28 protein-coding genes are annotated in these 24,341 nt (G+C 41.8%); 8 read left to right on the top strand and 20 right to left on the bottom strand.

The genetic code is table 11. The features are described from left to right. Positions 1–53: 53 nt before the first annotated feature. From rpmG to J7E37_RS01210, 4 genes are read right to left on the bottom strand one after another with little or no spacing between them, the layout of a single operon-like run. Complete coding sequence (gene rpmG / locus J7E37_RS01225; protein ID WP_192470885.1) at positions 54–203, bottom strand: 50S ribosomal protein L33; 150 nt, start codon at positions 201–203, stop codon at positions 54–56. A 56-nt stretch (positions 204–259) separates the two neighbouring features. After that, positions 260–892, bottom strand: a complete 633-nt coding sequence (locus J7E37_RS01220) for a hypothetical protein (protein ID WP_215021926.1) — start codon at positions 890–892, stop codon at positions 260–262. Further along, complete coding sequence (locus J7E37_RS01215) at positions 889–2,103, bottom strand: glycosyltransferase family 4 protein (RefSeq protein WP_214778303.1); 1,215 nt, start codon at positions 2,101–2,103, stop codon at positions 889–891. Before J7E37_RS01215 ends, J7E37_RS01220 begins: the two co-directional genes overlap by 4 nt. Further along, entirely contained in the window at positions 2,100–2,543 is a 444-nt protein-coding gene (locus J7E37_RS01210) for a DUF4912 domain-containing protein (protein WP_214778301.1), read from the bottom strand. Before J7E37_RS01210 ends, J7E37_RS01215 begins: the two co-directional genes overlap by 4 nt. Before the next feature lie 329 nt (positions 2,544–2,872). Between J7E37_RS01210 and J7E37_RS01205 the strand changes: the two genes are divergently transcribed. Together J7E37_RS01205 and J7E37_RS01200 are read left to right on the top strand one after the other, a co-directional pair. Then, a complete protein-coding gene (locus tag J7E37_RS01205) occupies positions 2,873–3,247 on the top strand; it encodes a hypothetical protein (RefSeq protein ID WP_192470881.1) in 375 nt (124 codons plus the stop codon). Beyond that, positions 3,244–3,723: a hypothetical protein gene (locus J7E37_RS01200; RefSeq protein ID WP_214778299.1), complete on the top strand. Its 480-nt coding sequence runs from the start codon at positions 3,244–3,246 to the stop codon at positions 3,721–3,723. The genes J7E37_RS01205 and J7E37_RS01200 overlap by 4 nt, the downstream gene beginning before the upstream one ends. Before the next feature lie 73 nt (positions 3,724–3,796). Here J7E37_RS01200 and phoU read toward each other — a convergent pair whose 3' ends face one another. The 8 genes from phoU to J7E37_RS01160 all read right to left on the bottom strand — a co-directional run bounded on the left by phoU (position 3,797) and on the right by J7E37_RS01160 (position 13,045). Then, complete coding sequence (gene phoU, locus J7E37_RS01195; RefSeq protein ID WP_214778297.1) at positions 3,797–4,456, bottom strand: phosphate signaling complex protein PhoU; 660 nt, start codon at positions 4,454–4,456, stop codon at positions 3,797–3,799. A 38-nt stretch (positions 4,457–4,494) separates the two neighbouring features. Next, complete coding sequence (gene pstB / locus J7E37_RS01190; protein ID WP_251009402.1) at positions 4,495–5,268, bottom strand: phosphate ABC transporter ATP-binding protein PstB; 774 nt, start codon at positions 5,266–5,268, stop codon at positions 4,495–4,497. A gap of 63 nt (positions 5,269–5,331) precedes the next feature. After that, the gene (gene pstA, locus J7E37_RS01185) at positions 5,332–6,216 is read right to left on the bottom strand and encodes a phosphate ABC transporter permease PstA (protein WP_214778293.1); all 885 of its coding nucleotides are present in this window, start codon (positions 6,214–6,216) and stop codon (positions 5,332–5,334) included. Position 6,217: 1 nt separating this feature from the next. Next, a complete protein-coding gene (gene pstC, locus J7E37_RS01180; protein ID WP_214778291.1) occupies positions 6,218–7,192 on the bottom strand; it encodes a phosphate ABC transporter permease subunit PstC in 975 nt (324 codons plus the stop codon). Between the two features lie 115 nt (positions 7,193–7,307). Next, on the bottom strand, positions 7,308–8,261 hold the full coding sequence (locus J7E37_RS01175; RefSeq protein ID WP_214778289.1) for a PstS family phosphate ABC transporter substrate-binding protein: 954 nt from the start codon (positions 8,259–8,261) through the stop codon (positions 7,308–7,310). 219 nt (positions 8,262–8,480) lie between these two features. Continuing rightward, positions 8,481–10,613: a peptidoglycan D,D-transpeptidase FtsI family protein gene (locus tag J7E37_RS01170; RefSeq protein WP_483297193.1), complete on the bottom strand. Its 2,133-nt coding sequence runs from the start codon at positions 10,611–10,613 to the stop codon at positions 8,481–8,483. Positions 10,614–11,069: 456 nt separating this feature from the next. Further along, complete coding sequence (locus J7E37_RS01165; RefSeq protein WP_214778287.1) at positions 11,070–12,290, bottom strand: MFS transporter; 1,221 nt, start codon at positions 12,288–12,290, stop codon at positions 11,070–11,072. 146 nt (positions 12,291–12,436) lie between these two features. After that, the gene (locus J7E37_RS01160; RefSeq protein WP_214778285.1) at positions 12,437–13,045 is read right to left on the bottom strand and encodes a superoxide dismutase; all 609 of its coding nucleotides are present in this window, start codon (positions 13,043–13,045) and stop codon (positions 12,437–12,439) included. A gap of 435 nt (positions 13,046–13,480) precedes the next feature. Here J7E37_RS01160 and J7E37_RS01155 point away from each other — a divergent pair, with 435 nt between their 5' ends. Then, positions 13,481–14,173, top strand: coding sequence for a Crp/Fnr family transcriptional regulator (locus J7E37_RS01155; protein WP_251009385.1), 693 nt, complete (start codon positions 13,481–13,483; stop codon positions 14,171–14,173). Positions 14,174–14,368: 195 nt separating this feature from the next. Here J7E37_RS01155 and J7E37_RS01150 read toward each other — a convergent pair whose 3' ends face one another. Next, a complete protein-coding gene (locus J7E37_RS01150) occupies positions 14,369–14,848 on the bottom strand; it encodes a DUF456 domain-containing protein (protein ID WP_214778281.1) in 480 nt (159 codons plus the stop codon). 65 nt (positions 14,849–14,913) lie between these two features. Continuing rightward, a complete protein-coding gene (locus J7E37_RS01145) occupies positions 14,914–16,545 on the bottom strand; it encodes a Na/Pi cotransporter family protein (RefSeq protein WP_214778279.1) in 1,632 nt (543 codons plus the stop codon). Positions 16,546–16,764: 219 nt separating this feature from the next. Here J7E37_RS01145 and J7E37_RS01140 point away from each other — a divergent pair, with 219 nt between their 5' ends. The 3 genes from J7E37_RS01140 (at position 16,765) to ispG (ending at position 19,324) form a co-directional block, all read left to right on the top strand. Next, positions 16,765–17,541, top strand: coding sequence for a DUF1189 domain-containing protein (locus J7E37_RS01140; RefSeq protein ID WP_214778276.1), 777 nt, complete (start codon positions 16,765–16,767; stop codon positions 17,539–17,541). A 217-nt stretch (positions 17,542–17,758) separates the two neighbouring features. After that, positions 17,759–18,109, top strand: coding sequence for a LysM peptidoglycan-binding domain-containing protein (locus tag J7E37_RS01135; protein WP_214778274.1), 351 nt, complete (start codon positions 17,759–17,761; stop codon positions 18,107–18,109). Positions 18,110–18,235: 126 nt separating this feature from the next. Continuing rightward, complete coding sequence (gene ispG, locus J7E37_RS01130; protein WP_353049971.1) at positions 18,236–19,324, top strand: flavodoxin-dependent (E)-4-hydroxy-3-methylbut-2-enyl-diphosphate synthase; 1,089 nt, start codon at positions 18,236–18,238, stop codon at positions 19,322–19,324. A 51-nt stretch (positions 19,325–19,375) separates the two neighbouring features. Here the strand turns inward: ispG and J7E37_RS21965 are convergent, their stop codons facing one another. Continuing rightward, entirely contained in the window at positions 19,376–19,930 is a 555-nt protein-coding gene (locus tag J7E37_RS21965; RefSeq protein ID WP_353049967.1) for a DUF4190 domain-containing protein, read from the bottom strand. Positions 19,931–20,149: 219 nt separating this feature from the next. Between J7E37_RS21965 and J7E37_RS01120 the strand changes: the two genes are divergently transcribed. Next, positions 20,150–20,719: a 5' nucleotidase, NT5C type gene (locus tag J7E37_RS01120; protein WP_214778269.1), complete on the top strand. Its 570-nt coding sequence runs from the start codon at positions 20,150–20,152 to the stop codon at positions 20,717–20,719. A 55-nt stretch (positions 20,720–20,774) separates the two neighbouring features. On the opposite strand, the gene zur is transcribed toward J7E37_RS01120, so the two are convergent. From zur to J7E37_RS01105, 3 genes are read right to left on the bottom strand one after another with little or no spacing between them, the layout of a single operon-like run. Beyond that, positions 20,775–21,188: a zinc uptake transcriptional repressor Zur gene (gene zur, locus J7E37_RS01115; RefSeq protein WP_214778268.1), complete on the bottom strand. Its 414-nt coding sequence runs from the start codon at positions 21,186–21,188 to the stop codon at positions 20,775–20,777. Positions 21,189–21,200: 12 nt separating this feature from the next. After that, positions 21,201–22,043 carry a metal ABC transporter permease gene (locus J7E37_RS01110; RefSeq protein ID WP_215021924.1) on the bottom strand — a complete coding sequence of 281 codons (843 nt, stop codon included), beginning with the start codon at positions 22,041–22,043 and terminating at the stop codon, positions 21,201–21,203. Next, on the bottom strand, positions 22,036–22,827 hold the full coding sequence (locus J7E37_RS01105; RefSeq protein ID WP_215021922.1) for a metal ABC transporter ATP-binding protein: 792 nt from the start codon (positions 22,825–22,827) through the stop codon (positions 22,036–22,038). The genes J7E37_RS01110 and J7E37_RS01105 overlap by 8 nt, the downstream gene beginning before the upstream one ends. Before the next feature lie 151 nt (positions 22,828–22,978). Between J7E37_RS01105 and J7E37_RS01100 the strand changes: the two genes are divergently transcribed. Beyond that, entirely contained in the window at positions 22,979–23,233 is a 255-nt protein-coding gene (locus J7E37_RS01100; RefSeq protein ID WP_192470862.1) for a DUF2624 domain-containing protein, read from the top strand. A 21-nt stretch (positions 23,234–23,254) separates the two neighbouring features. Here the strand turns inward: J7E37_RS01100 and J7E37_RS22200 are convergent, their stop codons facing one another. Both J7E37_RS22200 and J7E37_RS01095 read right to left on the bottom strand, forming a co-directional pair. Beyond that, positions 23,255–23,389 (bottom strand): hypothetical protein, encoded by a 135-nt coding sequence (locus tag J7E37_RS22200; protein WP_285290282.1) that lies wholly within the window; start codon positions 23,387–23,389, stop codon positions 23,255–23,257. Between the two features lie 61 nt (positions 23,390–23,450). Beyond that, positions 23,451–24,341, bottom strand: a complete 891-nt coding sequence (locus J7E37_RS01095) for a deoxyribonuclease IV (RefSeq protein WP_215021920.1) — start codon at positions 24,339–24,341, stop codon at positions 23,451–23,453.

Raw genomic sequence — 24,341 nt, 5'->3', positions numbered from 1 at the left:
TGATTTATAGGTTTTTAGACAAACAAAAAAGCAGCTGGGAAAAATCCCGCTGCTTATTTTGTTTCGCGATGTGTAGTCGCGCGCTTATCTCTAGAGCAGTATTTCTTAAGCTCAAGACGATCTGGGTTGTTACGCTTATTTTTTTTAGAAATATAGTTGCGCTCTCCGCATTCTGTGCAAGCTAATGTAATATTTACACGCATGTAATTTCCCTCCAAACTATTCGAGCTAGGTTCGTGCATACGACTTTTCTATAATATCACTTTTTGTCGTGAATTGCTAGTGTGTTTTTTAAAAGCATTGCATTCAAATGAACAACTGTATTTTTTTCATTTCCTTCGATCATCCAGCAGCTGCTTTTTTGTGTTTCACGGGGGTTCATTTTCAAATCGAGCGAAAACAGGCTTGCTGCAGTTCCCTTTGCCATTGGCTGATAATTAAGCTTACCTGATTTCCGGCAATTCCAAAGCCGTTCTGTGCTCACATTCCATATCGGCTGAACTGTACACTGCTTCATACTCCCATTGCTATTTAAACCATTTACGAGATAAACCCTTTTATCTGCAAAATGGAAGATGACATTTTCATTTGGTGAGACAAAGCTGAATTGTTCATTGGCGCTTTCTGCATGGCGCTGCATCAGGATTAACCTCGCTTCTTTGCCAACTTTGGAATGATTCGTCACATAAAGATCGAAAAAATCAACCCTTGAATGAACATTTGCCTGTTTGATTCTTATCGACAAATCTTCCTGCGGCAGGAGTTTCTCCGTCATATTCCCAAGCCAATACACTTTTCCATTCACCCATATGCCTGGACTAAAAATCAATGGTTTCCTGCTCCGTCCGAAGTTCTCTTCATTATCGATCTGGAGATAAGCATTCATCTTCATTTAATACCCTCCTTTTGGCAATTTTTTGATAGCGCTCTTATATACAGTGTATCTGTAGCCCTTGCATTTTGTGCCCAACTAAATTTTTCATTGATTGATTCCAAAGCGTTTCGGCCGATTTCCTCAGAACAGGCTTCATTTTCAAGAATCCATTCGATAATGCGGACAAGATTTTTTTCATCCCCTGGCTGCATATAAAAACCTGTTTTATAATCCTCTATCAATGTTTGCATGCCCCCGGTTTTTGCCACGACTGTCGGGACACCTGCAGCAAGTGTCTCAGCAGCTGCAAGTCCAAATGGTTCATAACTGCTGGCAAAAACAGCGATATCAGCTCTCATCATCAAGCTGTTCCGGATATCTTCATTAACGAAGCCGATAAAATGGACAAACCCATCCAGTCCCAGCTCCTTAACCTTTTGCCTGTACCATTCTAATAAGGGCCCATTACCTGCTACCACAAAACATAGATCCTCGACCTTCATCTTCAAGAGGTCTGCAGCCGCAATCAAGGTTTGAAATCCTTTTTCCTTAACGATTCTTCCTATGGAGTAAACCATTTTCTTTCCTTTTAAAAACGGATATAACTCTTCAATATCTAAAGGGGGCTGCTCCAATTTTTCTGACATTGCCCCATTCGGAATGACCGAAATCTTGTTATTGGGGACTTCAAATAAAGAGAGGATCTCAGCTTCCATAAAGTCACTGCATACAATAATTTCATCTGCATCACGGCAGAGTTCCTTTTCTTTCTTTGAAATAAATTGCTGAAGATCGGAAAAAATGCCTTTATTACGGCCAAATTCCGTGCCATGCACGGTTGCAATCAGTGGTATCTCCAATTTTTTGCTGAGAAACTTTGCAGCGGGTCCTGTCATCCAATCATGGGTGTGGACAAGATCGAATTTAATGTGGTTGGCGATATTCAATACTTCTTCAATGATTGCCACATTCAACCCGGCCATCCAGGAGAGGAAATCCGTGTCCTGGTCATTAATTGGATTTACCCGGTGGATATGTACATTTCCTTGATAGTCATATTCTCGGCTATCATCCGGTCTGCTCGTTAGAACGTGAATTTGCTGATTTCTGTTGCCAAGTTCAGTTGCCAGTGCATGTACATGTCTGGCAAGCCCGCCTATTATATGGGGGGGATATTCCCATGAGAGCATCAAAATAGTTTTCTCTTTTTGATTCTCGATGCCTTTCAATTGAAGATGCTCCCTTCAAGATTCTCATAATAGGTGTAGGTGCTTACCTTCCCAACCCATCCGGGTGAAGGTGGCTGCCCCGCCGTTAACTGGATCTTGCCATCCTGAATAATCGAATTTGATTTTAATAATGGCAAAAATGTCTCTGAACTGCGCTTAACTCCTAATTCAACATAATAATTACCTGTTGGCTTGATTCCCTTGAACACCCAGCTTGACACTCCTTGACGAAGAATGACCTCATGGAGGACTCTACTAGAACCATGCTCAATTAAGCGCAGGCCCTTGATGACCTGGTCTTCCGGTATATAAAAATATTCGCAGATGAACTGGACTTTTTCATCCTGCAGCTGCCAGTAAACCAGCAGCTTTCCAGGCGAAAGGCTTATCGCAACTAACTGGTCCTGAAGCTTGTATATTTTTTGATCCTTCTCTGTCACGATGCACCCCCAAATGAATCATTATATTAATGGAATTGAAAATATATTCGTTAAATTTATGTTAGCATGTTCCTCTGCCAGCCACAATGAACGCAAATTGTCGCAATTTGCAGCTTGCTGAATACTCTGTGCTTAACTCTCCAATTATTTTTCAATAGTCTATTAGGATTACAAATATGGAGGGAATTCGACAGCCTTTACAGTGACTGGAAATCATAATAAGACAAATCTATCATTTTTTTTCAGGAAAAAAATATAAATCGAATTTTCCTGCCTTGAATGGTAAACTAATTCTATGTGTTCTAATAACAGCTCGGGAGGAATAACAGATGGGCTATATAATCATCAGCCTTTTTGTCCTGGCCGCGCTTCTTTTCGCACTTTCTTTCTTTTTGAAAGATCCATACAAAGAATTGCGCGAAGAAATCGACCAGCTGACAATCCAGCAAATCCAGGATTTATACCAGATCAAGAAGAAGCTTAAGGTACTGGAGGAAGAACTGCTTGTAAACGATACAACTCTGGAAAAGCAATCTTCATTCAATACTGGCAAAAAGCAAATTCACGATATCATAAAAAATCAGGTATGGTCGCTTGCCCAGCAAGGGATGGATATAAACCAAATTGCAAAGCAATCATCTCTTACGAACCAGGAAGTTCAGGAGATCATTAATGAATTTGTTGATAAAGGACAGATCGTATGAATAAAAGAACAGCGCAAGCATTCGCGTTAGGACTCATTTTTGCAGCAATTTTTCTCTGGGCAGGCAGCAGCGTGATTGCTGAAAAAGAACCAAAGAAGAAAGTTGTTGCGGTGTCAGAAGCAATGAAGATACTTGAAGAAAAGGGCTATAAGGTGTTGAGCAGCGCCGAGTTTGCTGAACTAAACGAGAAAAAAGCAGAAGTTGTGAAAGAAGAAAAACCGAAAGAAGAAGCCACTGAAGAAAAGGCCGAGGAAGTTAAAGAGGAGAAGCCATTTACTCTCATTATCGCTGGTGGCATGTCACCTGGTGATGTCGCGACGATGCTGGAAAGTCAAGGGATCATCGATGATGAAACCAAATTCGAGCGGTTCCTTATTGATAAGGGTTACCACACAAAGGTACAAATCGGCAAGTATGAACTGAAAAGCGGCCTGGATTATCACCAAATCGCGAAAATCATCACGAAAAATCGATAATTACGCAGCGCCCTCTCTGGAGGGTCTTTTTTTTGTACAAAAAAGAGAGGGAATCCCCCTCTCTTTCGAATGCTTATTGATTCAGATCGTACCGCTTCCCTTTTACCAGATAAAATACATTTTCAGCGATATTCGTAACGTGATCTGCTGAGCGTTCAAGGTAACGGCTGATAAATGAAAGCTGAGTGATTTGCGCCAGCTGTTCTGGCTTGGTTTGAGCAAGGCTCAAAAGTTCCTTTATTGTCTCTCCATAAAGGTCGTCAACCTGGTCATCCATTTGTGCTACTTGTCTTGCTTTGCCAAGGTCCTCTTCGTTATAGGCTTCTAACGATAACTTTAGCATCTCAACTGAGATCTTGTGCATTTGCTTGATGTGCTCAATGGGTTTAACAAGCGGTTCTTTACCAATCCTGATTGTAGACTTGGCAATATTGACGGCAAAGTCCGCCATTCTCTCGATATCCGTCGCAATTTTGATCGCAACAATCAACCGTCTTAAATCCACAGCAACTGGCTGCTGCTTAGCGATCAATAAAATCGCAAAATCATTGATTTCTTCTTCCAGTATATTAGCTTCCGCATCATCTTCAAGGATTTTCAAAGCAAGTTCGATATCCTTGTTTTCAAGGGCTTCCAGCGACTGGTTAAGTGCGTTGACCGCAAAGTTTCCAAGCTCCAGCAATTTTCCGTGCAATGTCTTCAGGTCTTCTTCAAACTTCCCTCTAACTACCATGCATCCTCATCCTTCCAATGAAATTTCAAGATTAAAAATCAACCGAATCGTCCAGTAATATAATCTTCTGTCCTCTTGTCTGATGGATTGGAGAAGATCTTATCCGTCTGGGCAAATTCAATGACTTCCCCATTCAGGAAGAATGCAGTCTTGTCAGAAATACGGGCAGCCTGCTGCATATTATGTGTAACGATTATGATACTATAGTCTTTCTTCAATTCCTGTACCAGTTCCTCGACCTTCAAGGTGGAAATCGGATCAAGTGCAGATGTAGGTTCGTCCATCAGGATGACATCCGGTTCAATGGCCAGAGCACGTGCGATACAGATACGCTGCTGCTGCCCGCCTGACAAGCCGTATGCATTCTGGTTCAAACGGTCTTTAACATCATCCCAGATTGCAGCACCTCTTAAGCTCTTTTCAACAATTTCATCAAGGATTTTCTTATCGCGGATTCCATGGATCTTAGGGCCATAAGCGATATTATCATAAATGGATTTAGGGAATGGATTCGGTTTTTGGAACACCATGCCGACACTCGTTCTTAAATCCTCAACCTGATAGGCTTTATCAAGGATATTTCTCCCTCTGTATAAAATCTCTCCGGAAATCTTTACAGTAGGGACCAGCTCAACCATTCTGTTCAATGTTTTGATGTATGTCGATTTACCACAGCCGGACGGCCCAATAATTGCTGTTACTTCATTCTCATTGATCGCCAGGTTAATATTTTTCAACGCGTGACCTTCTCCATACCACAGATTAAGATCCTTTGTTTCATATACAACCTTTTGAGCATCCTCTTTCACCATGTTTGCATTTACAGTCGTATTCGCCTTATCTGTTACTACTGACATATGTTAAAACCTCCCAGACTAATATCTCTTTTGGAATTTATTACGGATCAAAATGGCAATTGAGTTCATCACAAACAAAACGAGCAACAGAATGACAATCGTTGCAGCTGCCAGGTTAGCATACTCAGCAACCAGTGCAGAGTCAATTGTCCAGTAATAAATTTGTACTGGCAATATCGTGAATTTGTCAAAGATTCCATCTGGAATAGGTATTAACAGTGCAGGAATGCCTATAACGACAAGTGGTGCAGTTTCCCCAATAGCACGTGACAGAGCAAGAATAACTCCAGTGAGGATTCCAGGCAATGCAGCTGGCAAAACGACATTCTTGATTGTCTGCCATTTAGTAGCGCCCATGCCAAAAGATGCTTCCCGGAGGAATTGGGGAACAGCCCGAATCGCTTCCTGGCTTGCCACCACAACGACTGGCAGTACGAGCAATGCCATCGTCAATCCGCCGGCCAGTACAACTGAACCTAAATCTAGGGTCCTAGCAAACACAGTCAAGCCAAGAATCCCGAAAACAACGGAAGGAACCCCTGCCAGATTAGAGATGTTCGTCTTAATGAATGAAGAAATACGGCCTTTTGTTGCGTATTCTTCAAGATAAATCGCTGTTCCAATTCCAAGAATCATCGTTACTGGAGCCACTACAACCATTAGCCAAAGAGTTCCGGTAATCGCTCCCCAGATACCGGCTCTTTCAGGGTCAGTAGATAGTCTATTCATCAGGAAATCGACATTGATCCATGGTAATCCATCTTTTAAAACACGGTAGATTAAGACAACCAAAACGATCAGGCCGAAAAGCGTGGCAAGCAAAAATAGTCCTTTTGCAAAGTTGTTTGCAAATAACCTGGTACCCATTTTTTTCTGGACTTGAGTCGAATCTACATATTTCATCTTAATATTCCTCCCTGAACTTGCGAGAGATATACTGAGCGATAAGGTTCATGATCAGTGTGAACACAAATAATGTCATAGCAACAGCATAAAGACTGTAGTATAAGGTTGTGCCGGCAGCCGCCTCGCCGCCAGTGACTTCAACAATATACGCCGTCATAGTCTGCATCGATTGTGTAACATCGAAGGTGAAGTTCTTTGAACTGCCGCTGGCTATCGCCACAATCATCGTTTCGCCAATAGCCCTGGAAATTCCAAGCACAAATGAGGCAATGATTCCTGAAATTGCTGCCGGGATGACAACCTTCCATGTTACCTCGAGCTTGGTGGCACCGAGAGCCAAGGCACCTTCCCTCATGGCGTTCGGTACAGAACTCATCGCATCTTCCGATAAAGATGCAACCATCGGAATGATCATGATTCCCATTACGATACCCGGGCTCAATATATTTGTCGGTTCCAGGCCGGGAATAAATGATCTCAATAGCGGTGTTACAAAAGTAAAAGCAAAGAAACCATAAACGATGGTCGGGATCCCTGCTAAAATTTCAAGGATGGGCTTTAATAACCTTCGAGTCTTTTCAGAGGCATACTCACTTAAGAAGATCGCAGTCATGAGTCCCACCGGAATAGCTACAAGCATTGCAATTACAGTGGAGATGAGAGTGCCTGTAAGCAAAGGTAATACGCCAAATACTGCATTTTCACCCAGAGGCTTCAATTTAGTGCCTGTGAAGAAGTCTATAAAAGGAACAGCCCTAAAAAAGGCAATCGTTTCGGTCAATAATGTAAGTACAATTCCAATTGTCGTAAAAACTGAGATTGCTGCAATCCCAAATAATATCTTTGGTATTAATTTTTCAGTTGTATTTGTGATGCTTTTAGTTCTTTTCTTTTCCTGTATGATTTCACGAACATTCAACTCTTGGCCGTGATTTCGGACAACGCTTTTTGCCACGCGAATAACCCCTTTCATCCTTCTCATCCAAGGAAGGACTTTTCCTTATAGTACCCAAGGGAAAATAAAGTAACATATTTACACGCAAGAAGATGAGAAGCTTAGACCTCTCATCTCCTCATGTGCCTGGTTTTTACTTCTTCATGCCATTTAATGTATCAAGAACAGCTTTTACATCTTCGTCAGCTAAAGGTGCGAAGCCAGTGTCTTTCGCAACATCCTGTGCATTGTTCATTGTGTAAATAGCATAATCAAGTACTTGTGGTTTTTCTTTCGCATTGTTCACGTTTAAGTAAGTGAACACCGGACGTGTGAATGGTGCATAGTCGCCATCTTCTTTGATTGTGTCAAGAGACGGCTCTACAGGGCCATTGCCGAAGTCCACTTTTACTGCAGAAAGCTTATCTTTGTTGCTTTCATAGTAACCATAACCAAAGAAACCAATTGCATTTTTATCTTTTGATACTAGATCTACAAGTGTTGAGTAGTCTTGCTGCAGATTGATACCTTCAACTAAATCTTGTTCTTCTAGGATATTTTCGAACATAAACTCGTAAGTACCGTGGTTTTCGTTGGGGCCGTATGTCTTGATTTCTTCATTCGGGAATTCGGCACGGACATCAGACCATTTTTTCTTTCCAGCGCTAGCAAGGAAAATATCTTTAACTTCTTGTTCGGTAAGCTCAGTAGCCCAGTCATTGTCTTTATTGATGACGATTGTAATCCCATCAAGTGCAACTTTCATTTCTTGTACTTCTATACCAAGTTTTTCAGCTTCTGCTTTTTCTTCTTCCTTAATCTGGCGAGAAGCATTGTTGAAGTCTGTTCCATCTTCTGCAAGGAATTTCTTGAAACCGGCCGATGTTCCGGAGCGGCTTACTTCAACGGAGACATTTTCTTGTTCTCCCATATAGTTTTCAGCCATTCGTGCCATGAAAGGATAAACTGTTCCTGATCCGTCGATGACCACGCTGCCTTCTAGTTCTTCGCCATTTCCACCTTCGTTATCTCCACCGCCGCATGCAGCAGTGAATACCATAACAGCTGCCAGCGTTATAAACAGGCTCATCTTTTTAAGACTTTTCATTCTTTTATTCCCCCTACGAGATGTGGATGTTATGTCCTACAGAAATAAGAATACTTTCTTTTTTTTAACGTTGTTTTAACTGAATGTAAAGGTTTTGTAAATTCGGTTGATTTTTGTGTAATTTTGTCGAATTAGATAAAAGAGGGTTGTCCAGTTGCTGATAGTATACCCAGCATGAACAAAAAAAAACTGCCTCAAAAGAGACAGTTAAGACCTTCATTATTCTTCTGTTTCATCTTCAATTTCTTCTAAAAGCTCCGTTCCTTCTTCTTTTTCTTCAATTTCCTGAATTGGCTGTTCGGGATTCATGTTTCCTTCAAGACGTTTCTTTTTCAATTCAAAATACGTATCAAGGACCCGTCGTCCTATATCATTATTCGCATGGTGCCCCTGGTTGCCTTCATATGCCCACGGAACCATGACAGCCATCGCAATTTCCGGGTTTTCATATGGTGCATATGCAACAAGACTCAAATTCATTACTTCCGGCGGCTTCTCATAATTCTTTCTTTTCGGGCCATCATAAAAAGCTTGTGCGGTACCCGTTTTGCCAGCCGGTTTGTAATTGGCAGTATGAAATGCCCCGTAGGCTGTACCGCCCCTCTCCTGCATGACCCTTCTGAAACCCTCCTGGACTCTGTCAAACCATTCTGGTTTGGCGTCCACTTTATTGAGGATGACTGGGTCCATTTCATTCAGTACAGGACCTACCTCATTATTTTTCATGACAGGTTCACGAATTTCCTTTACAATCCTTGGCTGAAGTCGCGTACCGCCATTCGCAATGGTAGAAACATATTGTGCCAATTGAAGTGTCGTGTACGTATCATACTGGCCAATCGCAAAGTCAAGCAATAGACCAGGTCCTCTCTCTGCCCCCTTGAAACCGACCATTTCATTTGGCAGATCTATCCCTGTCCTAGCACCAAGGCCAAATTGACTGAAATAGTTCCTCATCGTGTCAAAGGCTTTTGGCTCAAGGTACAATGGCTGATCATATCTGTAATTCCCTTTTCCGATGTTGATTGCTGTCATGAACATATATACGTTAGACGACACCTTAAGGGCATTGCGGTCGTCAAGGGTACCCAATCCAGCTTTCCAGGACTTTTTCGGATTTGTTTTGGCTATCTTAACCGGTGTATCATAAAACTGTGTACCCGGGCTGATTGCCCCGGTGCTGAATCCTGTTAAAACGGTTGCTCCTTTAACAGCAGATCCAACATTATAAGAAGTTGTAAAGTTACCGCTGGCAAAATCCTGCATCGACGTTTTACCTGTTTCTTCATCTTTAACCATTTGCTTTCCAGCAAGTGTTAAGACTTCTCCAGTATTAGGATCCATTAATACAACAAATGCCCTATCCAGGAGTCCTGTTCTAGGTTGCTGCTTCGCATTTGCCAACTCTTCTTCAATAATTTTCTCAACAGCTAGCTGTAGGTCCATGTCAATTGTCAGGACCAGGTCCTTTCCACGCTGTCCTTCGGTGATCATCTGTGTGTCCAGGACGTTTCCGCCCTTGTCTGTAATGTTTTTCACCTTTGCCTTCTGACCGTGCAGCACATCTTCATATTGCTGCTCGATATAACTTAAACCAACCCTGTCGTTCCGGCTGTACCCTCGCGCCAGATAATACTCCAGCTTTTCCCTCGGGAGCCCCTTCTCGGAATCACTTACTTTGCCCAAAATCGATTTTAGTGTTTTATCATAGGCATACTGACGCTCCCAGTCGGTGGTTGTGTCGACGCCTGGAAGCATATCCAGGTTTTCACTGACAATAGCGAACTCTTCAGGTGTTACATTTTTTTTGACGATTTGCGGCGATAGTGCATATCCGCTCATCATTTCACGCAAAATAGCGAGTATTTCCAAATCTGTTTTCGTTAGTTCATTCAGTTCTTTTTCGGTGATTCGTTCAAGCTGGAGATTATAAAGAGCCTTATCATCCAGCTTCTTTTCATCATACTGTGCCCATTCAGTTTCTTTGATTTTTTCTCTGGCACGTTCTTCATTTCTTAAGATCCAATAATCCTTTTTATCCCTTTCCCTGACTTTCTCTAAATCATCTTTGGAGTCCTTTGATATCAGTTTTGCAAGTCGTTCTGCGACCATGAGCATTTCCTTTGTATCAGTACTCTGGCTCTTTGTATACGTTATAGCCTTACTAGCTATATTATCTACGATTGTTTTCATGTTCCGGTCATACATTTTCCCTCTTGGAACAGGATTGTTCACGGTCACATCTTCCGTTCGTTCAATTTCCCGTTTAAAATCCTCTCCGTAAACAATCTGAACAATTCCCAGTCTTAAAATCAGCATCGAAAATAACACAAAGACCGCGAAAAACAACATATTCAGCCTGAATGGCACATGCGTCTTCTTTTTCTTCTTATTCAAGCCTCTCCCACCTCTTCAGTCTGTATGTCTAAAATATGCACTATATATTATATTATCGAAAATTGGCGTCTTTTTCTATCAATAAACTTTTTCAGAAATATTTTCCATATTAGTTGTAAAAATAGAAAGCTCGAGCTCCTCGTTCAGCCTCCTAATGCGCTATATGGATTATGGATATCCACAGCTAAAACAGCTGCCATTTTATTATGAACAAAAAGCGCAAGCGCCTTGATCAGCCCCGACACGCGCTGGAGGGCCGACCGATGAAGTCGTTCTTTGACGTCATTGGGCGGACCGAAGCGTCGCGAGGGGCTAGGCGCTGGAGCTGGATTACAATAACTTATATAGTTATCCACAACTAATTAATTTTATAATTTCCTAAAGAACAAAAAAAACCGGGAGTCATCCCGGTTATGCTGGAGCTTTCAACTGAATTTTCCTGATAAAAAGGTAAATCAAAGTATGTCCGCTCCCAAGAATGACAAGGAGGACCGGGATTGCCTGTTCTTCGTTGAAAATATGGATCGCTGCCAGGAATAATAATATTGAAGCAACCCGGCCAAGATTCAAAAATAATTCACGGACAACTATATATTCGATTCTCATTTCAGCCGCCTTCCAGCCGCGTCCAATAACGTCATAGGTCATTGAAGCATACGGGACGAGTAGCAATGGATAAGCGACTGCAATCAGAGCCGCATACAGCAGCAGACGGAAATAGCTGACCTGGAAAACAATCAGGAATATTGCCAGGAAAAGGATGATTCCTCCCACCAGAATCGCTTTTTTCCTGTGTTCCTTTTTCAGCATTCTCGAGACAAAATAATAGGCCAAAAATGAAATTCCCGAATTGATCAGTCCGTACGTCCCCAACGCCATTTCACTGTCTGTGGCTATGAATACAAAAACTGAAACAATGAAAACAAACACGCCCTCTCTCAGTCCTTGAAAAAAATGAGCATTGGTAACCATTCGCCAATTTTTATCATGTTTTCTTTCAGCTATAATCCGCTGAAACCAGTACTTCCCACGGGCTGGCCTGCGTTTAAGGAAGAAACTCAGCAATACCGCGATTGAAAAAAGTCCCAACGAAAGTCCAAAGACTACTGTATAGCCCGTCAACTTTTCAAGCCTGGATATGATAAACCCAGCGGCGATCGGCCCAATCATGCCGCCGACGGAACCGAGGATGCCAAGAAAGCCATTAAAGAAATCACGTGTTTCAGGTTCAGTGATTTCAAAAGTGAGGACATTATAAGCAAGCCAATAAAAACCATAGCCAATTCCCAGAAGCACACCCAATAGCAGTAAAAAATCGGAAGCTTTCGTTCCTACCAGCAAAACTGTTACATAAAACAAGGCCAGGAAAATGACACCGATTCGAAGGACAATGACCCTGTCTACTTTCTTAGCCCACCTTCCCGCAAGAATAAAGGTGAGCGGCTGGGCCACGACAATCGATAAATTATACATTGCGAGATCAGCAATTTCGCCGGATTGCTTCCATAAATAAATGTTAACAAAGGTATTCGAAAGGGCAATGCTCAATGAGTACAATCCCCCAATAATCAATAGGAGCGCTAAATCCTTTGTCAGTTCAATGTCTCCTAATAATTTGTTTACTTTGCTCATGATCGACTCCCCTTTTCTCTTGGGTAGTTTCTAACAAAGTAAAGGGGGTTATTCAGTTTTTCCGGAGGGTCTTTTTCAGGATAGAGCAGCCGAAACAAAAAAAGAGAGGCTGCATTCAATTGCAGCCCCTCTAAACGATCATTAGATTATTTTGCAGAAGCGTAACGCTTGCTGACTTCTTCCCAGTTAACAACGTTCCAGAATGCACCAATGTATTCCGGTCTTCTGTTTTGGTAGTTCAGGTAGTATGCGTGCTCCCAAACATCAAGTCCAAGAATTGGAGTCTTGCCTTCCATTAATGGAGAGTCCTGGTTTGGAGTGCTAGTCACTTCAAGTTCACCATTATTAACAACAAGCCAAGCCCAGCCAGAGCCGAAACGAGTAGTTGCAGCTTTAGAGAACTCTTCCTTGAAGCCTTCGAAGCCGCCGAACTTAGAGTTGATCGCATCAGCTAATTCTCCAGCAGGCTCGCCGCCTCCGTTTGGAGAAATGACTTGCCAGAATAGTGAGTGGTTAGCATGTCCTCCGCCGTTGTTGCGGACAGCAGTGCGTGCTGCTTCAGGAACAGCATCCAGGTTAGAAACTACTTCCTCAACTGTTTTTGACAGAAGTTCTTCGTTTCCTTCCAAAGCATTGTTAAGATTTGTTACATAAGTGTTGTGGTGCTTTGTGTGGTGAATATTCATTGTTTCTTTGTCGATGTGTGGCTCAAGTGCATCATATCCATAAGGTAATTGTGGTAATTCAAATGCCATTTTTAACATCCTCCTATGTATCGTGTTTCACTCCCAGAACAAAACCTTTCACATAATTCTGTTATTAGAATTGTTCTAAAAGTGCTTCTTGTTTAGATTACCAAAGAACGGTAATCGTTTCAAATAAAATGCTTTCATATAACGTGTTTAAAATCCCCTTTTCTTCGACGTTTAATACACTTATTTTCATTAAGTCCATCATCAACGAAAATGAGCTTCCAAAATCGAGTTGGGGTCAAGCTGATAAAATACCGAAGGAGCCCCATTCGAGAAAGTTTCAGAAAATCGTCAATATTGCTCAAATGCAGTCCTGTCAACGATATAAGTCGCATCTTAACCATAACCATTCCAATTATTACCAATGTATCATTGACACAGTAACAACAATTCTTTTAAATCAAAAGTATAGAAAGGCTTAATAAGGAGACGACCTTGATGGACAAAAATATATCATTATACAGTTTAATTTTGCAAAATTTTATTGACAGGGAAACAATCCAAAAAATCAAGCCGGATTCGATCCTTTTTCAAGAGGATGAAAATGTTGAAAATGTTTATATCCTCCTGAGTGGAAGTGTTTCAGTTGGCCGTATCCATATGAAAGGGAAGGAATTCATCCTTAAAATCCTGAATGGCGAAGAAATGGTCATTGAATATGAACTGTTCAAACATAATCCGCGTTATCACTTTTCAGCCAAGACACTAACAGAATGTGAAATCCTCATGATTAAAAGAGAGCAGTTCGAGGAATTCATTATCAATGATAGAACCGCTATGAATGCAATGGTCAACTGGCTCAGTACCAGATATCTCAAAGCCCAGATGAAGTGTCAGGACCTGATTATGAACGGGAAGAAAGGCGGTTTGTACTCCATATTGATCAGGTTATGCAATAGCTACGGAGTGATGACAGATGAAGGGATCCTGATCGATTTACCCCTGACCCACCAGGAGCTGGCAAATCTCACGTATGGAACGCGTGAAGTTATCCAAAGGATGCTCAAGGAACTGCGCGAGAAAGACATCATCGCTTATGATCAGCTTAAATTCACGGTAAAGAACCTCGCTTATCTAAAAAGAGAAGTCGATTGCCAGAATTGTTCATTTGAAATTTGCGGGCTAAATTAAAAAATCGTGCTTATGTCAGGGCGGAACTCGGCAAAAGGGTATGATTAGCACGCAAATGCACCCTTATGGGAGACGAAGCTGCTGCATAAGGGTACTTTTATGAAATTTCTATAACCAACTATTAACAGTAAATATCATTAAGGACCGATAATGCCCTGCCTTATAAAAAAATCGTGCTCCAGAAGCACGATTTTTTTATATAAGGATGAAGAAATATACGAGCATGATTGTCATGATGATTCCTTTTGTCACCACACTGCTGACGAAACCGACGACAGAACCAAAACCAACCTTGATTGCTTCATTTAGATTCTTTTTATTAACCAGCAATTCAGCTAGGGCCGCTCCTAAAAATGGACCAATCAGAATTCCGACGATCGGAATGACAAAAGGACCGACAAGCAAACCGATTGTGCTTCCCCACATTCCTGCCTTGCTGCCGCCATATTTCTTTACACCTATTATATTGGCAATATAATCAGCCCCAAACAGAAGGGCAACAAAAAGCCCTTGGATTGTCCAAAATAGCCAGTTAAAAGGCTCGAATGAAAAAAACAAACCGTAAAGAATAAAACCGCCCAACATTAAAAGTACCCCTGGCAAGATTGGAACAACCAAACTGGCAAAAGCTCCAACGAATAATAACCCAATGATTACCCAATAAACTGCATCCATCCAATCCATCCTTTTATCTGAGAATATAAAAAATAAGCAAAGGTTTCCCTTTGCTTATTTTACCACTATTTCTGTTCTTCCAAAACGTACTCAGCGATGTTTACTGCATGGTCGCCGATTCGCTCCAGGTTGCTGATGATGTCAACGAACACGATACCCGCCTGTCCAGTGCACTGTCCCTCATTCATGCGAAGAATGTGCTGCTTTCTAAGCGTCCGTTCCATGCTGTCAATCTCATCTTCTTTTGTTACTACTGTTCTTGCAGCGTCAAAATTCTTCTGATCCAATGCTTGAAGCGCCTCTTCTACGGTACTTACAGTCAGGTTGAACATAACTTCCAGATCTTCCATTGCCGTGTCAGTCATCTTCACTTTATTGGCCTGCTGGTACTCGATTAATTCAATAATATTTTCGAAGTGGTCTCCGATTCTTTCAATATCTCGTACTGTATCGATCAGCATGCTATGCTCTTCAGATTCATGCTCTGACAACGAGCTTGTTGCCAGGTTTACAAGATAATCTGTGATCTTACGGTCAAGATTATTGATTGCTTCCTCAAGCTGATAAGCATTATTAGAATGCTTTGTATTTTTAGTTTTTAAGAATTCATTCGTTTCTTCAAGTCCTTTTAGCGCGAACTTACCCATTCGCAGGACTTCTTCCTTCGCCTGTCCAAGCGCGATGGACGGTGATTGCTCGATGAAAACGGGATCAAGGTGTTGAGCCTTGTAATCAACGATGGAATCTTCACCTGGAATCAATTTAGTCACAATCAATGCCAAAATGGCGATGAAAGGTAACTGGATCAATGTATTTGTTGTGTTAAAGATACCATGAGCAAATGCGATGGACATCTCAGGATTTAAGTTAAGATTATCTCTCAGGAGTTCAATCAGCGATGTGAACGGCCCCAGGATTATCAGAAAAAGGGTAGTTCCTATAAGATTGAATAAAACGTGTGTTGCAGCAGCTCTCTTAGCAGCCACTGATGTACCAATCGCAGCCAAAACAGCTGTAATGGTTGTACCGATATTATCTCCAAACAAGATTGGCAATGCTCCCTGTAAATTAATCATAGATTCAGCATGCAAGCTTTGCAAAATACCAATCGTAGCACTCGAGCTTTGAACAATGACGGTAAACAATGTACCGATCACTACACCCAGAATGGGGTTTGAACTCATTTCCACTGTAAGGTCATGGAAAGCTTCAAGGCTTCTCAGTGGTTTCATCCCACCGCTCATAAGTTCAAGGCCAAAGAACAATGCCCCGAAACCAAATACGATTTGTCCAAAATTATGAACTTTTTTGCTCTTGAAGAAAAATAACATGATGGAACCAACCGCTATAATCGGCAAAGCGTACTCACCGATGTCGATCCCAATGATAAAGGCAGTGACAGTTGTACCGATATTCGCACCCATGATGACCCCAATAGCCTGCCTTAGCGTCATAAACCCGGCACTTACAAGCCCCACAGTAATAACAGTGGTTCCACTACTTGTTTGTAAAAGAACTGTAACAAATATACCTGCTAGTACACCCATAAGTGGATTAGTGGTAAAGCGGTCTAGAATATCACGAAGTCGGTCACCAGCTGACTTCTGCAAACCATCACCCATGAATTTAATGCCGTATAAAAAGATTCCAAGTCCCCCAAAGAACTCAAACAGCATTTCTTGTAAATTCAACTCCATTTTTTCAACCCCTAGATTTATTTCGACAAACATCTACAAACATGCTTATTATGAAGGAATTATTAATCAAAAGTAAACAATTTAAGCTTCGAATTTACAATACCTTAACATTTCTATGTTATGTTACAGAAATGTTACAAAAGGAATATCAAATGGTTGTTATTCTACTATATGAACAGATAAAATAGAGATTGTAACTCTATCAAAGGACGTGTATTCATGAATATTCTTGCACAAATTGCAAAAAGCATCTATTCACCCAAGGTTATTGCAGGTACGAGGTTCCAGGGAATAGGCAAAACAATCTTGTTTGTTTTCACGCTGACCCTTATATCCATTCTGCCAGTTGTCTATTATATGTTTGTGGGGATATCTGAAGCTGTCGGCACAGCCAAGCAATCTATCCAAACAGATCTTCCCTCCTTTACGATTGAAGATGGAACTCTGCACTCAGACATTAAAGCACCTTTAACCATCAAGAATGGAGGTTTCACGTTAATTTTTGACCCTACCGGCGCGATTGACCAGGAAGATATGACCAGCATGGATGCTAACTTCGCAATGCTCCAGAATCACATCGTCCTTGCTGCCGGCGGTGAAACCAATGCTGTTCCTTACTCACTGTTCACAAATGAATCTATGACGAAGGAAGATATCATCTCACTGATCGATACGGCTGAATCCTCGCTTCCTGTTTTGCTGGGACTGGTATTTATTGTCGTCTATGTTTTTTCCAGCGGTATGAAATTCATTGAGGTGTCTCTACTAGCCCTATTTGGCCTGCTATTGAAAAATCTCTCCGGCAGAAATCTTCAATACAGACACTTATGGAGAATGGCCGCATATAGTACAACACTCCCTACTATATTTTTTACGATCATGGCCTTCTTAAAAACAGAAGTGCCCTTCAGTTTCTCCGTTAATTGGTTCGTTGCCTCAATGATGCTTCTGTTAGCTATTAAAGAACTTCCAGGCAAGACTCCTGCCGAAAGTTAAAAATACGCCGCCTTTGGCGTATTTTTTTGCTTTCATGCCTTATTATATGTTTTTTCTTTTTCTGCCCCATTATTTTGCCTACATAAACAAATACATTCTCTCAAAGTGAAACGACCCTCTTTTAAATTCCTTTTAAAAATATTTCTCTATCAAAATTGTTCTTAATCCTATTTCAGCTGCATAAATAATGATATAAGCATTAAAGGAGGAAGGTCCTATGAAAAAACTGGCAGGTTTATTAGTTTTTTTGATAGTAGCTTACGCAGTCTACAATGATTTGAGCATTGGGACTCTTCCAGCGGCAAAAATGCAGGAAACTGAAATATCGAATGAACAAAAGGAAGAGAAGGATGAGAAACAAAACACACAGGAAATCCCCTTTTTTGAGCATGAAGTACTGCCGGGTGATACAGTATTATCAGTCATTGACAGGTATTTGGACAGCCCGCTGGACGTTCCTGTCTCACAGGCAGTGGAAGATTTTAAAAGGTTGAACGATGGAACAGATCCCCAAAAGATCAAATTCGGCAACACCTATAAATTCCCGGACTACAGCAGCCAAAATTAGCAAAGCCTAACAATTGAAGTCTTTCCTTGTCAATTTGAGCAAAAGATTGATAAAATGGGGTTATGCATCTTTAGGAACATATTCATGAATTCCATTTTTCAAAGGAGCGAATCACTGTTGAGTGAAATTATACATCGTACCAAAACCCGTCCAATAAAGGTAGGGAATTTAACCATTGGAGGCAACAATGAAGTTGTCATCCAGAGTATGACCACAACCAAGACGCATGATGTCGAAGCGACTGTCGCTGAAATCAAGCGCCTGGAGGAAGCTGGCTGCCAGGTTGTCCGTGTTGCTTGTCCGGATGAAAGAGCAGCGAATGCTATATCTGAAATCAAAAAAAGAATAAATATACCTCTTGTCGTTGATATCCATTTTGATTACCGCCTTGCGCTTAAAGCAATTGAAGGCGGAGCTGATAAAATCAGGATCAATCCGGGTAATATCGGCAAGCGTGAAAAGGTAGAGGCTGTTGTAAAAGCCGCTAAAGAGCGCGGGATCCCGATCAGAATCGGTGTAAACGCTGGTTCACTTGAGAGACGGATTCTGGAAAAATACGGATATCCTACAGCGGATGGAATGGTAGAGAGTGCTCTGCACCACATCAAAATCCTTGAGGACCTTGATTTCCATAATATCATCGTATCGATGAAGGCATCTGATGTTAACCTGGCGATTGAGGCTTATGAGAAAGCAGCAAAGGCTTTTGATTATCCGCTTCATCTAGGCATCACGGAATCAGGGACTTTATTCGCAGGGACTGTCAAAAGTGCTGCTGGCCTTGGAGCGATCCTAAGCAAGGGAATCGGCAACACTGTCAGGGTATCATTAAGTGCCGACCCAGTTGAGGAAGTCAAGGTCGCAAGAGAACTTTTAAAATCGTTTGGACTTGCAGCAAATGCTGCGACATTAATTTCTTGCCCAACATGCGGACGGATCGAAATCGATTTGATCAGCATTGCCAATGAGGTTGAAGAGTATATTTCAACGATTAAGGCGCCGATCAAGGTTGCTGTCCTTGGATGTGCTGTCAACGGACCTGGCGAAGCACGTGAAGCTGATATCGGCATTGCTGGTGCAAGAGGAGAAGGACTTCTTTTCAGAAAAGGAGAGATTGTCCGCAAAGTGCCAGAAGCAACAATGGTAGAAGAACTTAAGAAAGAAATCGATAAAATTGCTGAAGAAAAGATTCGCGAAGCTGCCCTTCAGAATTAACCATCGAAAATGCCCGGGAGATCAATCCCGGGCATTTCTTTTTGTTCACCGTTAGAAGAACGGCAATATAAAGATGCCGACTAAAATTGAGATTGTCCCTATCCCAATTGCCCAGCTTCCGATAGCGGATCCTCTTCTGCGAGCCATGAAGCCAAGGACAATTCCGGCGGCTCCGAAAAGAACAGGTAAAATAAACAGCGACAAGATCGATAGGGCAAGAGCTGAGTAAGCAAGCCCTTGTCCACCAGTTGTACTTTCTTCTTCTGACCTTCCTGATATCGCAGGCGGAGCAGGAGCAGCAATTTCGGCCGCAGTTTCTTCCTGGTACTGTTCATTACGTCCAGGTCGGGCGATTGCAGTCATCTCCTGGTAGTGCTCATCACGTCCAGGTCCAGCGATTCCCGTCATTTCCTGATAGTGATCCTCGCGTTCAGGCCCGGCTATCGCCGTCATTTCCTGGTAATGCTCATCACGTGCAGGAGAGTACAGTTCAGTTGCTGTTTCTTCCTGGTATATTTCATCACGCGCATCCCTGATCGTGATGACATCCTGCTTAGGTTCAGTAATATATTCGGTACCTCTCTGATTTCGTTCTTGGTCTGCCACTTTAATCCCTCGCTTTCTTAAGTGGAGCATTTATTATTGTTTACGAGTGAGAAGGATTTCATCATGGCAATGTTTGTCTAAGGCTTTTTGATATTTAGAACCCTGAATGACACTTATAACAAGTAAATATTCAAGAACGCAGATTGAGTAAAGTAAATCTTTTGCGCGCATTCACTATTTGGTAAGATTAAAGAAAGATCATGTTGAAGGAGCAGATTGATGAAAAAACGTTTTGGCATAGACATCGATGGTACAGTCACTTGTCCCACTACATTTGTACCTTATTTAAATGAAGGCTTCAATTTGAATATTACACTTGATGATATCAAGCAATATGACTTTATGCCCCTTGTATCCGTATCTGAAAAAGAGTTTGCTGCCTGGTTCAAAAAAATGGAACCTGAAATTTATTCTAATTCACCATTAGCAGAAGGAGCCAGGGATATTTTAAAGAGCTGGGAGAATGAGTATGAATTATATTTCATCAGTGCCAGAGGAACACATTTACTAGACCTGACCAAAGAATGGTTTTCTGTTAATGAACTTAGATATCATGACATCCATCTGATCGGCTCACATGATAAAATCGAGGCAGCACGTAACTATGATGTGGATATATTTTTCGAGGATAAACACGATAATGCAGTCAATTTGCACGAGGAGTTAGGGATTCCTGTTATCCTTTTCAATACTCCTTATAACCAGGAACCGATTCCTGAAGGAGTTATACGCGTGAATAATTGGCAGGAAGCAAATAATTGGGTGGAAAATTGGATTAAAAATAATTAAAACGGCCATTTGCATGGCCGTTTTTCAGTTTATTCGTCCTATAGTTTCGTTACCGTTATTGAACACAATCCGGACAGCGACCATATATTTCAAATTTATGACCGGATATATCATAGCCTTTGAAGCTTGCCTCGATATTTCTCATTGGACAGGTTTCAATTTCCTTCGTTTTACCGCAGTCAAGACAAATAAAATGATGATGATGCTCTTTATGTGAGCAAGTGAAGCGGAAATGCTTTTCACCCGAGAGCTCTGTCATTTCGAGAATCCCCAGTTCAGCGAACACGCTCAGGTTCCGGTAGATTGTATCGAAGCTCAAGCCCGGATAATTGCCCTTCATCTGTTCAAGTACATCCCGAGCAGTCAAATATTTGTCATTATCGGAAAATAGCTGAAGCATATCTTCGCGTTTCCCAGTATGTTTGTAACCCTGTTCCTTAAGCAGGTTCATTGCTTCATTCACATTCATGAAATCACCCCGTTAGATGGATCTAGTTGCCGAGCGTTTTTTCAGCCAAATGGCCAGCACAAGGATAAGTACTGCAATCATCACAATCGTTCCGCCTGGAGCAAGGTCCAGATAGTAGGACAGGAACAAACCGCCTAATACTGATACCTCACCAAACAGAATGGAATAGAAGATGGTTTGCTTGAACCCCTTCGCGAACCGGATGCTCGCTGCAACTGGCAGTGTCATCAGGGAAGAGACCAGCAAGATTCCAACGATTCTCATCGATGCTGCAATCACCAGTGCCACCATGACGATGAATATAAAGTGAAGCGTCCTTGCGGCAATTCCAGTTGCCCTTGCATATTCTTCATCAAATGATAATAGGAAAAGTTCTTTATACAATAACACAACAAGCGCTATTACAAGGATGCTGATAATCAGGATTGTCCATAAGTCAGCCCTGCTCACCGCACTCACGCTGCCGAATAAATAGCTGAACAAATCAGTATTGAAGCCATCAGCAAGTGAAATGAAGATGACCCCAAGCCCGATTCCCCCGGAAAGGATAATAGGAATCGCCAATTCCTGGTAATGTTTATACACGGTACGCAGCTTTTCAATGAATAATGATCCGCCAACTGAGAACGCCATTCCCATATAAAGTGGATTCAAGCCGCTGAACAGCATAAATTTTTTCTCTAGCAGAAGGCTTGCGGCAATTCCCGCCAATGTGACATGGCTGAGAGCATCCGCTATGAGGGACAGCCGTCTTACTACGATGAAAACGCCGAGAAGCGGGGCAATCACCCCAATGATCATGCCGGTCAAAAAAGCATTCTGCAAAAATTCATATTGCAACAGTCCGCTAATCATGAAGATGCCCCCCTCCGTGATGATGGTGATCGTGAGTCAGGACATGGACATCATGACCGTAAATTTCTGAAACATCATTGATCTTCAGCTGTTCGAATTCCTCAGCACTTCCATGGAAATGCATATTTTTATTCAAGCAGGCTACATTTGTAACCTTTTCTGAAATTGTACCAATATCATGGGTTACCAGAAGCAAGGTAATCCCTTTCTCCTTATTGAGTGTTTCGAGCATCTCGTAAAAGGAATTGACATTCTGGACATCTACCCCTACTGTTGGTTCATCCAAAATCAGCAATTCGGGTTCACTGACAAGTGCCCTTGCAATGAATACCCTCTGCTGCTGACCTCCAGATAGTTCTCCAATATTCCTGTCGAGGAATTTCCCCATCCCGACGGAGTCGATCGCATGCTTTATTTTTGCATGGTCACTCTTCTTCAGAAAAGTGAAAAGGCCAAGCTTCTTTGTCAGTCCACTGGCCACTACCTCAAAAACGGTCGCAGGGAAGCCAGTGTTGAAAGAATTGGCTTTTTGAGATACAAAGCCAATTTTATGCTGTTCTTTAAATTTGCTGATATCCTGTCCGAACAGACGGATTGAGCCGTGCTGCGGCTTGATCAGGCCAAGCATCAGCTTAAGAAGTGTTGACTTGCCGGAACCGTTCGGACCGACGATCGCTAAAAAACTGCCCTTTTCGATAGACAGATTTATATTTTCAAGAACATTTTCTTTATCATATCGATAATTAAGGTCCTGTACTTGGACGATGTAATTATTCGTGTCCATTTTATCACCCGCAAAATAAGAATCATTCCGATTTACATTTAGTAGTATATATCTTACCGGCCGTATTGTAAATAAAAGAACTCACAATCCCATAAAATTGTCACGAATCCAGAACTAGGCACATACCCTACTATGAAGGAGTGATGATCTTTTGGCTATTTTTGAAAACATCATTAACCATAAGATAGGCAACATCACGGCTGATGAACTGCTGAAGTACGCCTCTCAATTTAATATTTCCATTACAAAGGCACAGGCAGAGAAAATCGCCGGATACTTACGCGGTAAAAAAGTAAACATCTTTATTGATTCAGAGAGAACGGCATTGATCAAACAAATCGCAAGAATCACCAGCCCTGAAACAGCAAAAGAAGTCAACAAGCTGTTCGTTAAATTCACCAAATAAGTGATGTGTCCGTCATGACCCCTATGACGGACATTTTTTTCCTTTTCCCGGCCATTTCTGTCCGTCATCACACCTATGACGGACATTTTCTCCGTTTTCTCTGCCATTTCTGTCCGTCATACCTGTTAGTACCATTCCATATCGCGGATCAGCCATAACCGGCCACCTATTTTTAATCCGCAAAAAATAAGCTGTGGATCTCGTCCACAGCTTTGTTTTAGCCATTCTTGATCATATCAAGCAGACTTTCTTCGAATTGTTTGCTTTTCAGCATGGCAATCTCATGTTTGTAAGGTGCCTTTTTACTGTTCTTGTCCTCACCGACAAATGGAGTTTCTAGAATTTTAGGAACATGCGTCAGTTGCGGATGATGGACAATATAATTTATTGCGTCAAAGCCGATATGGCCAAAGCCAATATTCTCGTGGCGGTCTTTCCTCATCCCGACCTCGTTTTTGCTGTCATTGATGTGAAGTACTTTCAGTCTGTCAAGACCGATGATTTTGTCAAATTCATTCAAAACACCATCAAAATCTTCAACGACTGCATAACCAGCATCATGTGTATGGCAAGTATCGAAGCAGACGGACAGCTTCTCGTTATGGGTTACTCCATCGATGATCATTGCGAGTTCTTCAAAGGATTTTCCGCATTCAGATCCTTTTCCAGCCATCGTTTCAAGAGCGATTTGAACCTTATCATCGCTTGTAAGAACTTCATTAAGTCCTTCGATGATTTTTTCAATGCCTTTTTCTGTTCCGGCTCCAACATGCGCACCTGGGTGCAGCACGATCTGCCTGGCTCCGATTGCTTCTGTCCGGTCGATTTCGCTCCGCAAGAACCTTACTCCTAAATCAAATGTATCAGGATTCTGCGTGTTCCCGATATTGATGATATAAGGAGCATGGACGACGATTTCATTGATGCCGTTTTGCTCCATATGCAGGCGGCCTGCTTCAATATTCAGGTCCTCAATTTTTTTCCTTCTTGTATTCTGAGGTGCCCCCGTATAGATCATAAAAGTATTTGCACCATACGAGACAGCTTCCTCACTGGCAGCGAGCAGCATTTTTTTGCCGCTCATGGAAACATGTGATCCAATTAACAT

Origin of the sequence: Bacillus sp. ISL-39, from assembly GCF_018613295.1 — a bacterium.
GTDB lineage: Bacteria > Bacillota > Bacilli > Bacillales > Cytobacillaceae > Mesobacillus.
This window is presented reverse-complemented; position numbering and strand designations above follow the sequence as displayed.

What these genes read in the sequence shown, in the direction of transcription:
- J7E37_RS01150 (WP_214778281.1), bottom strand. Translation starts at nt 14,848, where the DNA reads ATGGATGCAGTTTATTGGGTAATCATTGGGTTATTATTCGTTGGAGCT.
- J7E37_RS01200 (WP_214778299.1), top strand. Translation starts at nt 3,244, where the DNA reads ATGAATAAAAGAACAGCGCAAGCATTCGCGTTAGGACTCATTTTTGCA.
- rpmG (WP_192470885.1), bottom strand. Translation starts at nt 203, where the DNA reads ATGCGTGTAAATATTACATTAGCTTGCACAGAATGCGGAGAGCGCAAC.
- J7E37_RS01155 (WP_251009385.1), top strand. Translation starts at nt 13,481, where the DNA reads ATGGACAAAAATATATCATTATACAGTTTAATTTTGCAAAATTTTATT.
- J7E37_RS01110 (WP_215021924.1), bottom strand. Translation starts at nt 22,043, where the DNA reads ATGATTAGCGGACTGTTGCAATATGAATTTTTGCAGAATGCTTTTTTG.
- J7E37_RS01160 (WP_214778285.1), bottom strand. Translation starts at nt 13,045, where the DNA reads ATGGCATTTGAATTACCACAATTACCTTATGGATATGATGCACTTGAG.
- pstB (WP_251009402.1), bottom strand. Translation starts at nt 5,268, where the DNA reads ATGGTGAAAGAGGATGCTCAAAAGGTTGTATATGAAACAAAGGATCTT.
- J7E37_RS01175 (WP_214778289.1), bottom strand. Translation starts at nt 8,261, where the DNA reads ATGAAAAGTCTTAAAAAGATGAGCCTGTTTATAACGCTGGCAGCTGTT.
- J7E37_RS01170 (WP_483297193.1), bottom strand. Translation starts at nt 10,613, where the DNA reads ATGTTGTTTTTCGCGGTCTTTGTGTTATTTTCGATGCTGATTTTAAGA.
- J7E37_RS01205 (WP_192470881.1), top strand. Translation starts at nt 2,873, where the DNA reads ATGGGCTATATAATCATCAGCCTTTTTGTCCTGGCCGCGCTTCTTTTC.
- J7E37_RS01105 (WP_215021922.1), bottom strand. Translation starts at nt 22,827, where the DNA reads ATGGACACGAATAATTACATCGTCCAAGTACAGGACCTTAATTATCGA.
- phoU (WP_214778297.1), bottom strand. Translation starts at nt 4,456, where the DNA reads ATGGTAGTTAGAGGGAAGTTTGAAGAAGACCTGAAGACATTGCACGGA.
- J7E37_RS01220 (WP_215021926.1), bottom strand. Translation starts at nt 892, where the DNA reads ATGAAGATGAATGCTTATCTCCAGATCGATAATGAAGAGAACTTCGGA.
- J7E37_RS01145 (WP_214778279.1), bottom strand. Translation starts at nt 16,545, where the DNA reads ATGGAGTTGAATTTACAAGAAATGCTGTTTGAGTTCTTTGGGGGACTT.
- pstC (WP_214778291.1), bottom strand. Translation starts at nt 7,192, where the DNA reads ATGAAAGGGGTTATTCGCGTGGCAAAAAGCGTTGTCCGAAATCACGGC.
- J7E37_RS22200 (WP_285290282.1), bottom strand. Translation starts at nt 23,389, where the DNA reads ATGGCTGATCCGCGATATGGAATGGTACTAACAGGTATGACGGACAGA.
- pstA (WP_214778293.1), bottom strand. Translation starts at nt 6,216, where the DNA reads ATGAAATATGTAGATTCGACTCAAGTCCAGAAAAAAATGGGTACCAGG.
- zur (WP_214778268.1), bottom strand. Translation starts at nt 21,188, where the DNA reads ATGAATGTGAATGAAGCAATGAACCTGCTTAAGGAACAGGGTTACAAA.
- J7E37_RS01120 (WP_214778269.1), top strand. Translation starts at nt 20,150, where the DNA reads ATGAAAAAACGTTTTGGCATAGACATCGATGGTACAGTCACTTGTCCC.
- J7E37_RS01095 (WP_215021920.1), bottom strand. Translation starts at nt 24,341, where the DNA reads ATGTTAATTGGATCACATGTTTCCATGAGCGGCAAAAAAATGCTGCTC.
- J7E37_RS01140 (WP_214778276.1), top strand. Translation starts at nt 16,765, where the DNA reads ATGAATATTCTTGCACAAATTGCAAAAAGCATCTATTCACCCAAGGTT.
- J7E37_RS01165 (WP_214778287.1), bottom strand. Translation starts at nt 12,290, where the DNA reads ATGAGCAAAGTAAACAAATTATTAGGAGACATTGAACTGACAAAGGAT.
- J7E37_RS01135 (WP_214778274.1), top strand. Translation starts at nt 17,759, where the DNA reads ATGAAAAAACTGGCAGGTTTATTAGTTTTTTTGATAGTAGCTTACGCA.